Here is a 13,669-nt window from a genome sequence, read left to right as displayed (position 1 = left end):
CTGTTCGCAGACTGCCTGTGTCCATGCATCGTCCGCCAGCCAGGGAAGCATGGCGGGATGCTGCGTACCCTGGCCTGAAAACAGCAGTGCAAAGCTCATGGCCGCTCGCAGACACGCAGCACCCAGCAGGCCGCCGCCAGGGTATCGGCCGCGCCGCCCGGCGAAAGGCGGCGCGCCACGAAATCGTCGCAAATGGCCTGCGCCCTGGACAGGCCATCGGGATGCGCGCAGCCGCCTGCCTGGAGAAAGCGCCGCGCGGCATCCTGGCCATGGCGCAGCCCCTGCATGCCCGCGCGGTGGGCCATGTTGCAGTCGTCCAGCACCGCCATGATGTGGAACAGGGCCTCCAGCCGCGCCAGGTGGGCGGGCAGCCCGCTGGCATGCGCTCTGGCCAGCGCCGGCACGGCGGTGTCGAACAGGACGGGGAAACCCAGGGCCGCCTCCTGCGATGCGCCCCGCAGGCCGTGGCGGCGCGCGGCGATGCCGCCGGGCAGGGCGGAGGCCCGCAGGCTGCGCTGCTGCAGCGCTTCCCCCCAGTGGCGGCACAGGGCCTCGCGCAGCCACGCGGGGCCGGGAAGGCAGGCCTGCTCGGCCAGCACCGCGCCGCCGGCCGCGCACAGCAAGCCCAGCATGAAGACGGCGCCACGGTGGGTGTTGATGCCGCCGGTGGCGGCCAGCATGCGCTGCTCCGCCTCGATGCCCAGGCGCTCCAGCACGGGAAACGATGCGCCCTGGCTGCCTGCCTGGGCCATTTTGGGGAAGTAGCTGCGCAGCGCGAACAGGCTGCGCATGAAGCTGTGGGCATCCATGTCGTCATGGCTGCCGCGGTCCACCAGGGTCACCAGGCCGGGCTTGGGTGTCAGCGACAGCTCGTCGTAGAGAGCCAGCGTGGCCGCGCGGCCGATATGCCCGGTCGATGGCAAGGCCCGGGCCGGGTGGAGAAGGGCAGGTTTCATGCAGGAACTCCAGGCGCCGCAGCCGACGCACACCAGTCATGGTCTTCACGCAGTGCCACCCCGTGCAGGCCCTTGACCAGGACTGATCGCACCCCGCCTGCACGCCAGGCGGCCCATTCGCGCCAGGCCACGGCCCAGCCGCCGGGAAACACCAGCTCGGCATCCACGCGCGGACCTTCTTGTGGCATGGCCTGCAGCAGGCTGGCCAGCCGATCGCCCTGTTCGGCGCCATCGACCGGAACCCAGAGGTCGATGTCCGAGCCGGGCCGCAGATAGGGCAGGCCCGTGATGCACTGCCACCCGTGGCTGCCGAAGACAAAGCCCGTCGCCCCGGCCGTGTGCAATCGCTGCTGCAAGGAGTCCAGCGCCTGCCGCAGGGCGCCGGACACCGCCAGGGGCGAGGCCATCAGCTCGTCCAGCGAGGGAAATTCGCGGGTACCGATGGCCGCGCCGCGCGCCACATCGAAGCCCATGCGCCGCCGCTGCCAGCGCCCGGGCGCAGGCAGGCCCAGCGCCATCAGGCCGGCGGCGGCATGCTCGGCCGACTGCCGCGCGACCACCAGCGGCAGTGCATGGTCGCGCCAGTGCGTGAGGATCTCGCGCGCCTGCGCATCCCAGGGGCGTTCCAGCAGGTCCGCCCAGGCCTGCGGGCCCAGGTCCACCAGCTGGTGGCGGTGCAGGGTGTCCAGCATGCTGCGGCCTGTCTTCATCCAGCGGCCAGGACGCGCTGCACCACCTCGGCGGCCAGCTTGCGGCCGCCGCGCTCGGCACCGTCCAGTGCGCGCATGTCCTCGCGCGGGCTGTGGGCCAGGGCGTCGCGCAGCGCCGCCTGCAGGTCGCCTTGCCACAGGCCGCGCACGCCGCCCATGGCCACGTAGTTGCCCACGCCGGGGGCGAACACCGGGTTGGACTCGGACAAGGCATTGAGCAGGGACTCGGGCAGCTTGGTGATGCGCGACATGGCGGGGATGCGCATCACGCGGATCTCGGCCTCGGGCAGGGCGTAGCAGGCATCGGCGATCAGGCCCGAGGTGATGAAGCCGCCCGACAGCGCCTGGTCATAGACCAGGCCGATGACGCGGTGGCCCCGGCGCCGTGCCAGGTCGATGCAGGTGCCCAGGTGGGCCATGGCGCGGTTGATGCCCAGCAGCTCGTCATGGCGGCGCAGTTGCTGGCCCTGCGTGTCGATCAGCAGCACGATGGGGCGGCCAGGGTGCGCGCCGACCGTCTCCAGCACCACACGGGCCTGGGCCAGGGCCAGCCGCACGCCGATGGGCGCGTGGCCCGTGGTGCCGACGACGGTGAGGGGCTGGCCATCGAACACGGCGTGGCCTTCGAGGAAATCGCCGTTGGCGTGAATCTGGTGGCCCGGGCCGAACAGGTGCTCGGCAAGTGTGTTCCATTGCATGGCGGCTACTCCTGTGAAATGCCCGTGGCGGGCGTCGTGCGCAAGGCACGCACGGCGGCGGCGTCCAGGTCGGGCACGCGCCAGGCGTCGGGCACGCCCAGGGCCTGCCACAGGCGCATGGCCTCGTCCTGCGGGCCGATGGCGCTGTCCGCCTTGAGGGCGTCCAGGGTGTCCAGCCGCGCGCGCAGCAGCGCATGCTCCTGCAGCAGCCCTTCAAGGGTCACCGGGCGGGAGTGGTCCAGCGCGGCGATGGCGGCGGCGCGGAAGGCCTCGACATCGTCGGCCACCAGTGCATCGCAGTCGCCGCACAGCCAGCGGTGCTTGCCGCCCGTGGTGCGCCAGACCAGGGCGCGGTCGCGCGCATCGAATTCATCGACGCCGTGCGAGGCCTCGATCACCTCCGGTCCCGACATGGCCAGGCGGCCGATGTCGCTCATCACCACCTGGTCGGCGCAGCGCGCCACGATGCCCATGCCGCCGAAGCAGCCGTTGGCCCCGCCGATGAGGACCACCACAGGGATGCCCGAGGCGCGCACGTCCAGCAGGGCGCGCATGACCTCCGACACCGCGATCAGCCCGGCATTGGCCTCATGCAGCCGAACGCCGCCCGACTCGGCCAGCAGCAGCACGGCCGCGGGCCGCTCCAGCAGGGCGCGGCGCAGCAGGCCCACGAGCTTGGCGCCATGCACCTCGCCCACGCCGCCGCCCATGAATTCGCCCTCCTGCGCGGCCACGAACACCGTGCGCCCGCCCAGCAGGCCCCGGCCGATGGCCACGCCGTCGTCAAAGGCGCTGGGCACGCCCAGCTGTGCCAGATGCGGGCTGGTCAGACGCTCGGAGGGCGGCAGCCATTCATGGAAGCTGCCGGCATCCAGCAACTTCGCCAGGCGCTCGCGCGCCGTGCATTCCGCGTAGCTGATCATGGCTGGCCTCCCTGCAGTTCGGCCAGGGCCTGGTCCAGCCGCAGGCTGACCACGGCCGGCGTGGCCCCCATGTCGTTGATGGACACGCGCACGCCGCCCACGGGGTGGCGCTCGCGGAAATCCTCCACCACGGCCTGCCAGATGGCGCCGAAGCCGTGTGCCGAGGTCTGCACCTGCACTTCGCAGCCATCGCCGCCCGTGCTCTCCAGCATCACCTCCAGGTTGCCCGAGCCGACCACGCCGACCAGGACGGGGGCAAAGGCGCCGGCCGGCCGGCCGCCTGCGAAGCAATAGCTCAGGGACTCCAGCCCTGCGGGTATCTCGCTCATATCGTCTCTCCTACCAGTTCCTGAATCGGCGGGGAGGCTGGTACAGCCCGCCCGAGGCCTGGGCCAGATCGCGCATGCTGCGCGCGGCCAGCAGATTGCGCGTGGCCTGGCGCGGGTCGATGCCCAGGTCCTGCGGACGGCGGATCACCCCGCGGTCGCGCAGGTTCTCCACCATGCGACGGTCGCGCGCCAGGCCCACGGCCGTGTAGCCGGCCACGCCGCGGATGGCCTGCTCGCGCTCTTCATCGCTGCGGCACAGCAGCAGGTTGGCAATGCCTTCCTCCGTCAGGATGTGGGTCACGTCCTCGCCGTAGATCATGATGGGCGGCAGGTCCATGCCGGCCTGCTCCTGCAGCGTCCAGGCATCGAGCCGCTCCACGAAGGCGGGCTGCATGTGCTCGCGGAAGGTCTCCACCATCTGCACCACCAGCTTTTGCCCGCGCGGCGTGCCTGCCGCGCCGCTGCGGCCCGCCCGCGCCTCGCGCCCGGCCTTGAGCCAGGCGGCGCTGGCATGGCGCCGGCCACGCGCGTCCGCGCCCATGTTGGGGGCGCCGCCGAAGCCGGCAATGCGCCCCAGCGTCGCGGTGGAGCTGTTGCCGTCCAGGTCGATCTGCAGCGTCGAGCCGATGAACAGGTCGCAGGCATAGTGGCCCGCCGCCTGGCAGAAGGCGCGGTTGCTGCGCAGGCTGCCGTCGGCGCCGGTGAAGAACACGTCCGAGCGCGCCCGGATGTAGTCCTCCATGCCCAGCTCGGAGCCGAACGAATGGATGGACTCCACCCAGCCGGCCTCGATGGCCGGTATCAGCGCCGGATGCGGGTTCAGCGCCCAGTGCCGCGCAATGCGGCCCTTCAGCCCCAGCGATTCGCCATAGGTCGGCAGCAGTAGCTCGATGGCCGCCGTGTCGAAGCCGATGCCATGGTTCAGGCGCTGGACCTCGTACTCGGCGTAGATGCCCTTGATGGCCATCATGGCCATCAGCACCTGGATTTCGCTGATCTGGGCCGGATCGCGCGTGAACAGCGGCTCGATGACATTGGGCCGGGGCGCCTGCACGACGAAATGCACCCAGTCCGAGGGAATGTCCACGCGCGGCAGCGCCGTGGTGGTGCCGTCCACCATCTCGTTGACCTGGGCGATGACGATGCCGCCCGAAAAGGCCGTGGCCTCGACGATGGCCGGCGTGTCCTCGGTGTTGGGGCCGGTGTACAGGTTGCCCTGGGCATCGGCCGCGTGGGCCGCCACCAGGGCCACCTTGGGCGTCAGGTCCACGAAGTAGCGCGCGAACAGCTCCAGGTAGGTGTGGATGGCCCCGATCTCCAGCTGCCTGGCCGAGACCAGTTTGGCCAGCCGCGCCCCTTGCGGGCCGGAGAAGCTGAAGTCCAGCCGCCGCGCGATGCCGTTTTCAAACACATCCAGGTGCTCCGGCAGCGCCAGCACCGACTGCACCATGTGCAGGTCATGCACCTGCTGCGGATCGAGCTGGACCAGGGCGCGGGCCAGGAAGTCGGCCTGCTTCTGGTTGTTGCCTTCGAGGCAGACGCGGTCGCCGGGCGCCAGCACGGCGTGCAGCAGCTCGGTGATGGCGCCGGCATCGACGCGCTTGCCGGCCAGGCGCGGCCCGAGGGCGGCCCGGGCGCGCGCCAGCCTGGCGGCGCGCTCCCCGGCTTTGAGGTTCCAGGAGGGGTCAGTCATGGGGTATCAGGGGTTGGCGTGACATGGAGGGGGCAGGGGGCGGGCGTCCCGGTCGAAGTGCCTGGCTAGAGGACCACGAACAGCAGCCACACGAGCAGCGGCGCCACCAGGGTGACAAGGCCGCCGTAGACCATCAGCTGGCGGAAGAAGCGGTCGCGGTCCACGCCCTTGGCATTGGCCAGGACGAGGGCGCCGTTGGTCGAGAAGGGGCTGACATCCACGATGGTCGAGGACACGGCCATGGCCGCGATGAAGCCGACGGCGCTCACATCGGAGCCGCCCTGCAGGAAGGGCACGGCCAGCGGAATCAGCGATCCCAGCACCGCCGTCGAGGAGGCGAAGGCCGACACCACGGCGCCCACGAAGCACAGCAGCAAGGCCGCCACCAGGGGCGAGGTCAGCTGTGCCACGCTGTGGCCGACGAAGTCGATGGTGCCCATCTTGTCCATCACGCCCACATAGGTGCTGACACCCACGATGAGCATGATCTCGGGCCAGGACACCTGGCCCAGCGCGCGTTTTTGCAGGTTGGGCGCCATCAGCGTCAGCACCAGGCCGATGGTGATGGAGACAAAGCCGATGTCCTGCTTGAAGAACAGGGTGAGGACCGCGAGCGCCAGCAGGCCGACCACGGTGGCCACCTGGTAGCTGCGCGATTGCGGGGCGGCGTCCTGTTCGGGGGCGGCGCGCATCAGCGAGTCGCTGGAGCGTGCAGCCGTGTTGCGCTCCTCGGACAGGGCCTCGCCTTCGGCGTCGCCATACACCTGGGCGCCGCCCTGGGCATGCGAGACGCGCGGCGTGGCGGGCACGCTGCCATCGGCATCGGCCTTCATGCGCATCAGCCGGGCGCCGCCCATCAGGAAGAACAGCAGCACGGCCACGGCCAGGTTGACCCCCATGCTGGCCAGCATGGTGGCCATCTCGTTGAGCGGCAGGCCCGCCTTGGCCACGATCTTGTTGGTGATGCCGCCGTAGATGCTGATGGGCGAGAAGCCGCCGCCTTGCGCGCCATGGATCACCAGCAGACCCATCATCAGCGGATTGATGCCGTACTTGGCGGCAAAGCCCAGGGCAATGGGCGCGATGATGGCCACGGCCGCAGGGCTGACGGCGCCCACCGCCGTCAGCAGGGCCGCAATGAAGAACATGATCCACGGTATGGCGGCAATGCGCCCGCGCACGGCGCGCACCGCCATGCGGACCAGCCAGTCGATGGTTCCGTTGTTCTGCGCCAGCGCGAACAGGTAGGTGATGCCCGCCAGCGTCAGAAACAGGTCGGCGGGAAAGCCGCCAATGATGGCCTTGGTCCCCATGCCGGCCACCAGGGTGCCGACCAGGAAGGCCCCGACAAAGGCCAGCAGGCCCATGTTGATGGGCAATGCCGTCGCCAGGACGAACATGCCTATCAACGCGCCAATCGATATCCAATGGGAATTCATGCGATGTCTCCGGTTTTTTATGCGCCTGCAATACGTGTGCATGCTGGTATGCACGGTACGCGGCGGCCCGGAGCGCATCAATAAAGCGCGAGCGCCAACAATTACGCAGAGAGAAACAATGAAGGGTTAACCCGGCGAAGCGGGGCTGTTGCTCCCGGCATGCCGGGTCAGCCGAGCTGCCCGTCCGCGAGCCGGCACACGCTGAGCAGGGCCAGCAGGTTGGGGTCGCGTTCGCGGGAGCGCAAAAAGGTCAGCACGATGGTCTGGCGCATCAGGTACCTGGCCTGCAGCGGTATCAGCTGCACCTTCTGCGGCATCACGCCGCGCACCCGCCCGGGCAGCAGCGTGTAGCCGACGCCGCCGCTGACCAGGTTCATCAGCGAGAAGATGTCATCCGTCTTCATCACCACGTTGGGCGTGAAGCCGGCCACCCGGAAGGACTCGATGAAGCCGCCATAGGTCGCAAAGCCTTCGCCCAGGCTCACGAAGTTCTCACGCGCCATGGCGCCCAGATCGACCTCGGCCAGATGCGCATAGGGCGAGCCCACGGGCGCGGCAAAGAAAATGTCGTCCTCGAACAGCAGCTGCGTCTGCATGTCGGCGGCGTTGTCCGGCATGGCCATCAGCGCCGCGTCCAGCGTTCCGTTGCGCAGCCGCTCCAGCAGGCCGGCGTTCGAGCCCAGCACCAGTTCGGTCTGCAGATCGGGGCGGCGCAGCTTCAGCGCCATCACCAGCGCCGGCACGGTGCGGTTGGTCAGGGAGTACAGCGAGCCGATGCGGATGCGGTCCGCCGAGTAGCCTGCCACCTCGCGCGTGGCGCGTATGCCCTCGGACATGGTGGCCAGCACTTCCCTGGCGACATCGGCCAGGGTCTGCGCTGCCTCGGTGGGCTTGAGGTTGCGCCCCTCGTGCCGGAACAGGGCGCAGCGCATGCCCGCCTCCAGCGCATGCAGGGCGCGGTGCACGCTGACCGAGCTGGTCTCCAGCCGTTCCGCCGTCTTGGCGAGATTGCCTGTCTCCAGGAAGGCGAGCAGCACCTCGAGTCTGCGGAAGGTTATTTCGTCATCGATTCTCAGGCTCATGGCAACGTCACGCTCTCATCGTGGGGGACGGGCGGATTGTGGCGTTGATCGCGTTGCGTGCACAGACTCCGGTCTGTCCGGGGGCCGGGGCCCCGGGCGGCTCACGATGCGGATTGGCTGCGCTGGATGCTGCGGATGTCGAAGGCGCCGCCGGTCTGGGCCTGGTCGCTGGTGGTGACGGCCTGCTTGCCGAGCAGGGGGAAGACCAGCTCGGCAAAGCGGATGGATTCCTCCAGGTGCGGGTAGCCCGAAAGCACGAAGCTGTCCGCGCCCAGCGCGGCGTACTCGCGCAGGCGCTCGGCCACGGTGGCCGCGTCGCCGACCAGGGCCGTGCCCGCGCCGCCGCGCACCAGGCCCACGCCGGCCCAGAGGTTGGGCGCCACCTCCAGCCGGTCGCGCCGCCCGCCGTGCAGCGCGGCCATGCGCGACTGGCCCACGGAGTCCATGCGCGCATAGCCGGCCTGGGCGCGGGCGATGTCCTCGTCGGTGAGCTTGCTGATCAGGCGCTCGGCATCGGCCCAGGCCTCTTCGTTGGTCTCGCGCACGATGACGTGCAGCCGCACGCCCAGGCGGACCTGGCGGCCCTGCTGCGCGGCGCGGCGGCGGATGTCGGCGAACTTTTCGGCCACGGCGGCGGGGGGCTCGCCCCAGGTGAGGTAGGCGTCTACCTGGCGCGCGGCCAGGTCGTGGGCGGCGTCCGAGGAACCGCCGAAGTACAGCGGCGGATGCGGCTTTTGCACCGGGGGAAAGAAGTTGCGGCCCTGCTTGACCTTGAAGTATTTGCCGTCGAAGTCCACGGCCTCGCCGGCCAGCAGGCGGCGCCAGATGGTCAGGAATTCATCGGCGTAGGCATAGCGTTCGTCGTGGGCCAGGAAGATGCCGTCGGCCTCCAGCTCGGTGGCATCGCCCCCGGGCACCACGTTGAGCAGCAGGCGCCCGCCCAGGGCCTGGTCCAGCGTGGCGGCCTGGCGCGCGCTGGAGACCGGCGCTCCCAGCGAGGTGCGCAGGGCCACCAGCAGCTTGATGCGCTGCGTGACGGGCACCAGGCTGGAGGCGACCACCCAGGGGTCCAGGCAGGAGCTGCCGGTGGGGATCAGCAGGCCGTCGTAGCCCAGCTCCTCGGCCGTGACGGCGATCTGGCGCATGTAGGCGTTGGTGGGGGCGCGGCCGAAGTCGGAGGTGCCGAGGTAGCGCGTGTCGCCCGAGGTGGGCAGGAACCAGAAGATGTCTGGCGATGCGTGGGGGTCTTGGCTCATGGGATCTCCGGGGACGATGGAAAAGACGGTGGCGCGGCCTCGCCCGGCAACTGGCCCAGGCGCTGCAGCCGCGCGCGCACCACGCTGCGGCTGATGCCCAGCTGGCGCGCGGTCTGCACCTGGTTGCCGCGGTTGCGCTGCCAGGCCTTGAGCAGCAGGGCGCCCAGCACGTGCTGCTCCAGGCCTTCGGCATGCACGTCGCACAGGCTGTCCAGCGCTTCGCCCAGGGCCAGTTCGGCGGCGGCGGCCTGGGCGCCGTGTTCGGCCTCGCGTGTGGGGACGGGATCGGGCTCGCCCTGGCTGCTGGCGATGTGCAGGTCGCCCGCGCCGATGTGCATGCCCTGGGTCAGCAGCAGGCTGCGGTGGATGACGTTCTCCAGCTCGCGGCTGTTGCCGGGCCAGTCGTGCTCCAGCAGCTTGCGCTGCGCGTCCTGGCTCAGTGCCATGGGCGCGTAGCGCATGCGCTGGCAGTAGCTCGCGATGAAGTGGCGCGCCAGCGGCAGGATGTCGGCCGGGCGCTGGCGCAGCGGCAGCACGGTGAGGGTGACGACATCGAGCAGGTAGTACAGGTCTTCGCGAAAGCGCCGCGCCGCCAGCTTGGTGTGCAGCGGCGCGCTGCTGGCCGCGAGCACGCGCACATCGGCCGGCGTGCGCTGGCTGGCACCGATGCGGGTGACCGCCTTGTCCTGCAGCACGCGCACCAGCTTGCTCTGGATGTGCAGGGGCAGGTCGTCGATCTCGTCCAGCAGCAGGGTGCCGCCGTGGGCGTCCTCGAAGCGGCCGGGCAGGTTGCCGAAGGCCCCCGTCAGCGCACCGCTTTCGTGGCCGAAGAGCTCGGCGTTGATCAGGGCCTCGGACAGCGCGCCGCAGTTGACGGCGACAAAGGGGCCGTGGCGGCGCGGGCTCAGGCGGTGGATGTGGCGGGCCACCATTTCCTTGTCGGCGCCGCTGTCGCCCAGGATGAGGACGCCGGCCTCGCTGGCGGCCACCTGTCCCATGGTCTTGAGCAGGGCCTGCGAGGCCGGGTCTTGCAGTATCCACGGCGCGGGCGCGGCGCCGTCATCGTGCGCGGCAGAGGCTGCGGGCGCGGGCGCAGGTACGGACGCAGGTACGGGCGCAGGTGTTGCCGAGGACTTGCCGGGCGGCCAGGTGGGCAGACGGGTGTTCATGGCGCGGCGTCACGAGTAGAAGCTGGGCTGCGGATGGGTTCCGTTGAGCACCCAGTCGCCCAGCTCCTGCAGCTTGTAGTGCAGCGGGTCGTGCAGCGTCTGCGTGCGCAGGTTGCGCCAGAAGCGGTCAAAGCGCAGCGCCGCGTGCGTGGCGCGCGCGCCCGTGGCCTCGAAGATGCGGCTGGACAGGTCCAGCCCCGAGCGCGTGGTGGCAATCTTGGCGGCCGTCACGGCCACGGCGACTTCGCCGCGCTGGTGGGCGGTCAGCGCCGGGCCCCGGCGCCAGGCGGCGTCAAAGCGCTGCGCGGCCTGCAGGGTCAGCAGGCGCGCGCCTTCCAGCGCGGCCCACAGCTCGCCATACAGCGCCTGGATGTGGGGGTCTGCGCCGGCCGCATCGGCAGGGGACTTGAACCAGGGCCGCGCCTCGTTCAGCGTGTAGCCGCGCGCCTGCTCCAGCGCGCCCTGGGCAATGCCCAGGAACAGATGGGCCAGGATGAGCTGGGCCAGCAGCGGGCGCAGCGCGGCATGCGGCGTGGACAGCGGGCCGGGGTCCAGCAGCAGCTCGGCCGCCTCCACGCGCACGCGCTCGAACAGGGCCGAGCCGCTGTCGGTCTGGCGCTGGCCCATGTTGTCCCAGTCGCGCAGCAAGGTGATGCCCGTGCGCTCCGTGGGCACCACGCCGATCAGCAGCTGGCCGCTGTCGGCATCGATGGCCGAGGCCACCAGCATCTGCGAGTCCAGTGCGCCCGAGGTGAAGCTCTTCTTGCCCGAAAACTCCCAGTGGCCGGGCTGGCGCGTGGCCGTGGTGCGGCGGTCCAGAGGGTTCAGCGTATTGCCCCAGAACCAGCGGTGGCGTGCCGTCTGCAGCAGCCAGGGCCGCCACTGGGCGGGCTGGCCGAACAGCTGCACGGTGGCCAGGTGCAGGTGCTGGAAGCCGTAGACATGGGCCAGCGAGCCGTCTGCCGTGGCGAGGATGCGCACCGTCTCCAGCGTCTGCACCCAGTCCGCGCCCAGGCCGCCCAGCTCGCGCGGAATGCTCAGTGCCAGCAGGCCGCTGGCGCGCAGCGCATCGCGCTCGGCCTTGGGCGTGCCGCCTGCGGCATCGCGCCGGGCCGCCGTGGCGGCAAGGCGCTGCGCCAGATCCTGCGCAGTGGCTATCGGGTCCGCAGGGACGGCCTCTGCCTGGCTCACGCGGGCTGCCCGGCCAGGGCCAGGTCGGCGGCTTCGGGAACAGGCCGCTGTGCCTCGGCCTGGGCCTGGGCCTGCACCAGCTGCTGCAGCGCACCGCGCAGCACCGGGGCCGACAGCTGCACGGTCAGCTCGATGCGCTGGCGCAGCGATTCGCTGTGGACCTGGCCGTCCTGGATGTCCTCGGGCGTGGAGTACACGCCAATGGGCAGGGTGAGGGCCGAGAAAAAGCCGAACAGCGGGCGCAGCTGGTGGTCCAGGATGAGGGCGTGGCGCGGGCTGCCGCCGGTGGCGGCCAGCAGCACGGGCGTGCCCTGCAGCGCGTCCAGGTCGATGAGGTCGAACAGGTGCTTGAGCAGGCCCGGCAGGCTGGCGCGGAAGACCGGCGCGCCGACGATGAGGAAGTCGGCCTGCTCGATGGCCTCGATGGCCTGCAGCGTGGCCGGCGGCAGGTCGTTCTTGGACAGGGCCGCGCCCAGATGGGGCTGCAGGTCCAGCAGGTCGATGACCTGTGCCTGCAGCGGCAGCTCCTGGCCCAGGCGGGCATGCAGGGCGTCCAGCAGGACACGGGTGCGGGAGGGGCGGCTCAGGCTGCCATTGACGATGACAGTCTTCAGCGATCGGCTCATGGAAACTCCTTGGCGTGGGTTCCAGGAGGCAGCGCGGCATGCGGTTTGCGAAGACTGCCAGCCCGGACGAGGTGGGATGGATGCCTTCATTACAGGGCCGAACGCCGGTATGGCGAAAGAAACTTAACGCATTTGCTTATCGGTTTGGGTGCCTTGGCAAGTGCTTGTTTCTGAAAGGAATTTTGTGGCGCCTGGCATGTGCTAATGCGTTCTGGCGATATGCGCACGGCCGCTGCGCCCGTCCCTGCGCAGCGCGGCCGCGCAAGGGCCTTCAGCCCGCCACTGCCGCCACGCCCGTCACGCCCACGTGCCAGTAGTAGATGGGGTCGGCGCCGTTGAGCAGGATGTCGCCCGCCGAGCGGGCCTTGTACAGCACGGGGTTGTGCGAGGCCAGGGTGCGCGCATTGCGCCAGTGGCGGTCCAGTGCCAGGTCTTCGGACAGGGCGCTGGAGCCGCCCACCTCGAACAGCCGCGCGGCCGCCTGCAGCACGGGATCGACCACGGCCACCTGGGCCTGGGCCGTGCGCAGCTCCAGGGCATGCAGCTGCTGCAGCGGCACCTCGCGCCCGGCCTCGCGCTCGCGCGCGATGCGGCCCAGTTCAGCGGCCACGTCGGCCACGGCCAGGCCCGCGATGTAGGCCGTGCCGGCCAGCTGGCCGACGATGTGCTGCACCAGCGGATCGTCCTTGGGCAGGGTGGCGCTGCCGTGGCTGAACACGCGGCGGCGCGCCTGCACATAGGCGATGGCATCGCGCTGCAAGGCCCGTGCGATGCCGGCCAGGGTGGCCAGGTGGGCCAGCTGGAAATAGGCCACCAGGGGCGTGGGCTGGGCGCGCGGGAAGCGGATCACGGCGTCGTCGGGCACGCGCACCTGGCTGAGCACGGTGGTGCCCGAGCCGGTCAGGCGCTGGCCAAAGCCGCGCCAGTCATCGAAGCGCTGCACGCCGGCCTCCGAGGTGGGCACGACGGCGTGCACGGTCTGGTCTTCCTTGCCCGGCTCCACCGCGCGCGCCACCACGGTCACCCAGTCGGCATACAGCGTGCCCGTGCTGTAGAACTTGCGCCCGTCCAGCCGCCACCAGCCGGGCTGCGTGTCGGGCACCAGGGTGGTCTGCAGCGTGCCCAGGGTGCCCGTGCCCACCTCGGTGGTGGCATTGCCGAACACGGCGCCGCGCGCGGCCAGCGGCAGCCAGCGGGCCTGGGTGGCGGCATCGCGGTCGATGAGCACGCGGTCCAGAAAGCCGAAGTGCGGGCGCAGGATCTGGGCGACGTTGGAGTCGGCCTCGGCCAGCTCGGTCCACAGCGCGAACAGCTGCTCCACGCTGGCGCCGGCTCCGCCAAGGCGGCGCGGCACGCGCAGCGCGGTGAAGCCGCTGTCACGCAGCCAGGCGATGGGTTCATGGGCCAGGCTGCGCGTGCGTTCGCGCTCGGCCGCACCCTGGGCGATGCGGTCGAACACGGGGCGAAAACGCGCCTGCAGGGATGGCAGCGAGGGCGCGTCGGGATCGGCCGGGCCGTCTGTGGTTGGGCCGGGCGCCGCGTAGGCCGCAGGCTCGGTGGCGCAGGGGAGGGTGGTGGTCATGGCTTTGCAAATTCA

At 70.7% G+C, this 13,669-nt stretch carries 13 protein-coding genes; all 13 read right to left on the bottom strand.

Annotated elements, in window-relative coordinates; translation table 11 throughout:
• Window positions 1-95: 95 nt before the first annotated feature.
• On the bottom strand, window positions 96-956 hold the full coding sequence (mdcB, locus tag JHD82_RS12325) for a triphosphoribosyl-dephospho-CoA synthase MdcB (protein WP_199136708.1): 861 nt from the start codon (window positions 954-956) through the stop codon (window positions 96-98).
• Window positions 953-1,648 (bottom strand): malonate decarboxylase holo-[acyl-carrier-protein] synthase, encoded by a 696-nt coding sequence (mdcG, locus tag JHD82_RS12320; RefSeq protein WP_233174708.1) that lies wholly within the window; start codon window positions 1,646-1,648, stop codon window positions 953-955. The genes mdcB and mdcG overlap by 4 nt, the downstream gene beginning before the upstream one ends.
• Window positions 1,649-1,662: 14 nt before the next feature.
• A complete protein-coding gene (locus tag JHD82_RS12315; RefSeq protein WP_199136704.1) occupies window positions 1,663-2,364 on the bottom strand; it encodes a biotin-independent malonate decarboxylase subunit gamma in 702 nt (233 codons plus the stop codon).
• A 5-nt stretch (window positions 2,365-2,369) separates the two neighbouring features.
• Window positions 2,370-3,287 carry a biotin-independent malonate decarboxylase subunit beta gene (locus JHD82_RS12310; protein WP_199136702.1) on the bottom strand — a complete coding sequence of 306 codons (918 nt, stop codon included), beginning with the start codon at window positions 3,285-3,287 and terminating at the stop codon, window positions 2,370-2,372.
• Complete coding sequence (gene mdcC, locus JHD82_RS12305; RefSeq protein WP_012203694.1) at window positions 3,284-3,616, bottom strand: malonate decarboxylase acyl carrier protein; 333 nt, start codon at window positions 3,614-3,616, stop codon at window positions 3,284-3,286. The genes JHD82_RS12310 and mdcC overlap by 4 nt, the downstream gene beginning before the upstream one ends.
• Before the next feature lie 10 nt (window positions 3,617-3,626).
• Window positions 3,627-5,309: a malonate decarboxylase subunit alpha gene (gene mdcA, locus JHD82_RS12300; protein WP_013803961.1), complete on the bottom strand. Its 1,683-nt coding sequence runs from the start codon at window positions 5,307-5,309 to the stop codon at window positions 3,627-3,629.
• A gap of 65 nt (window positions 5,310-5,374) precedes the next feature.
• Window positions 5,375-6,748, bottom strand: a complete 1,374-nt coding sequence (locus JHD82_RS12295) for an SLC13 family permease (protein ID WP_012203696.1) — start codon at window positions 6,746-6,748, stop codon at window positions 5,375-5,377.
• Between the two features lie 167 nt (window positions 6,749-6,915).
• Window positions 6,916-7,830, bottom strand: coding sequence for a LysR family transcriptional regulator (locus tag JHD82_RS12290; protein ID WP_012203697.1), 915 nt, complete (start codon window positions 7,828-7,830; stop codon window positions 6,916-6,918).
• 101 nt (window positions 7,831-7,931) lie between these two features.
• Complete coding sequence (gene ssuD / locus JHD82_RS12285) at window positions 7,932-9,086, bottom strand: FMNH2-dependent alkanesulfonate monooxygenase (RefSeq protein ID WP_065346188.1); 1,155 nt, start codon at window positions 9,084-9,086, stop codon at window positions 7,932-7,934.
• Window positions 9,083-10,255, bottom strand: coding sequence for a sigma 54-interacting transcriptional regulator (locus JHD82_RS12280; RefSeq protein WP_199136700.1), 1,173 nt, complete (start codon window positions 10,253-10,255; stop codon window positions 9,083-9,085). Before JHD82_RS12280 ends, ssuD begins: the two co-directional genes overlap by 4 nt.
• Before the next feature lie 9 nt (window positions 10,256-10,264).
• Window positions 10,265-11,446 (bottom strand): acyl-CoA dehydrogenase family protein, encoded by a 1,182-nt coding sequence (locus tag JHD82_RS12275; RefSeq protein WP_199136698.1) that lies wholly within the window; start codon window positions 11,444-11,446, stop codon window positions 10,265-10,267.
• The gene (gene msuE, locus JHD82_RS12270; RefSeq protein WP_012203701.1) at window positions 11,443-12,072 is read right to left on the bottom strand and encodes an FMN reductase; all 630 of its coding nucleotides are present in this window, start codon (window positions 12,070-12,072) and stop codon (window positions 11,443-11,445) included. The genes JHD82_RS12275 and msuE overlap by 4 nt, the downstream gene beginning before the upstream one ends.
• A 271-nt stretch (window positions 12,073-12,343) precedes the next feature.
• Entirely contained in the window at window positions 12,344-13,654 is a 1,311-nt protein-coding gene (locus JHD82_RS12265; protein ID WP_199136697.1) for an acyl-CoA dehydrogenase family protein, read from the bottom strand.
• Between the last annotated feature and the right edge of the window lie 15 nt (window positions 13,655-13,669).

The organism is Delftia sp. ASV31 (assembly GCF_016428765.1).
GTDB classification, from domain to species: Bacteria; Pseudomonadota; Gammaproteobacteria; order Burkholderiales; family Burkholderiaceae_C; genus Comamonas; species Comamonas acidovorans.
The sequence above is the reverse complement of the archived record's forward strand: the minus strand, read 5'-3'. Positions and strand labels throughout refer to the sequence as shown.

What these genes read in the sequence shown, in the direction of transcription:
- mdcB (WP_199136708.1), bottom strand. Translation starts at nt 956, where the DNA reads ATGAAACCTGCCCTTCTCCACCCGGCCCGGGCCTTGCCATCGACCGGG.
- mdcG (WP_233174708.1), bottom strand. Translation starts at nt 1,648, where the DNA reads ATGCTGGACACCCTGCACCGCCACCAGCTGGTGGACCTGGGCCCGCAG.
- JHD82_RS12315 (WP_199136704.1), bottom strand. Translation starts at nt 2,364, where the DNA reads ATGCAATGGAACACACTTGCCGAGCACCTGTTCGGCCCGGGCCACCAG.
- JHD82_RS12310 (WP_199136702.1), bottom strand. Translation starts at nt 3,287, where the DNA reads ATGATCAGCTACGCGGAATGCACGGCGCGCGAGCGCCTGGCGAAGTTG.
- mdcC (WP_012203694.1), bottom strand. Translation starts at nt 3,616, where the DNA reads ATGAGCGAGATACCCGCAGGGCTGGAGTCCCTGAGCTATTGCTTCGCA.
- mdcA (WP_013803961.1), bottom strand. Translation starts at nt 5,309, where the DNA reads ATGACTGACCCCTCCTGGAACCTCAAAGCCGGGGAGCGCGCCGCCAGG.
- JHD82_RS12295 (WP_012203696.1), bottom strand. Translation starts at nt 6,748, where the DNA reads ATGAATTCCCATTGGATATCGATTGGCGCGTTGATAGGCATGTTCGTC.
- JHD82_RS12290 (WP_012203697.1), bottom strand. Translation starts at nt 7,830, where the DNA reads ATGAGCCTGAGAATCGATGACGAAATAACCTTCCGCAGACTCGAGGTG.
- ssuD (WP_065346188.1), bottom strand. Translation starts at nt 9,086, where the DNA reads ATGAGCCAAGACCCCCACGCATCGCCAGACATCTTCTGGTTCCTGCCC.
- JHD82_RS12280 (WP_199136700.1), bottom strand. Translation starts at nt 10,255, where the DNA reads ATGAACACCCGTCTGCCCACCTGGCCGCCCGGCAAGTCCTCGGCAACA.
- msuE (WP_012203701.1), bottom strand. Translation starts at nt 12,072, where the DNA reads ATGAGCCGATCGCTGAAGACTGTCATCGTCAATGGCAGCCTGAGCCGC.
- JHD82_RS12265 (WP_199136697.1), bottom strand. Translation starts at nt 13,654, where the DNA reads ATGACCACCACCCTCCCCTGCGCCACCGAGCCTGCGGCCTACGCGGCG.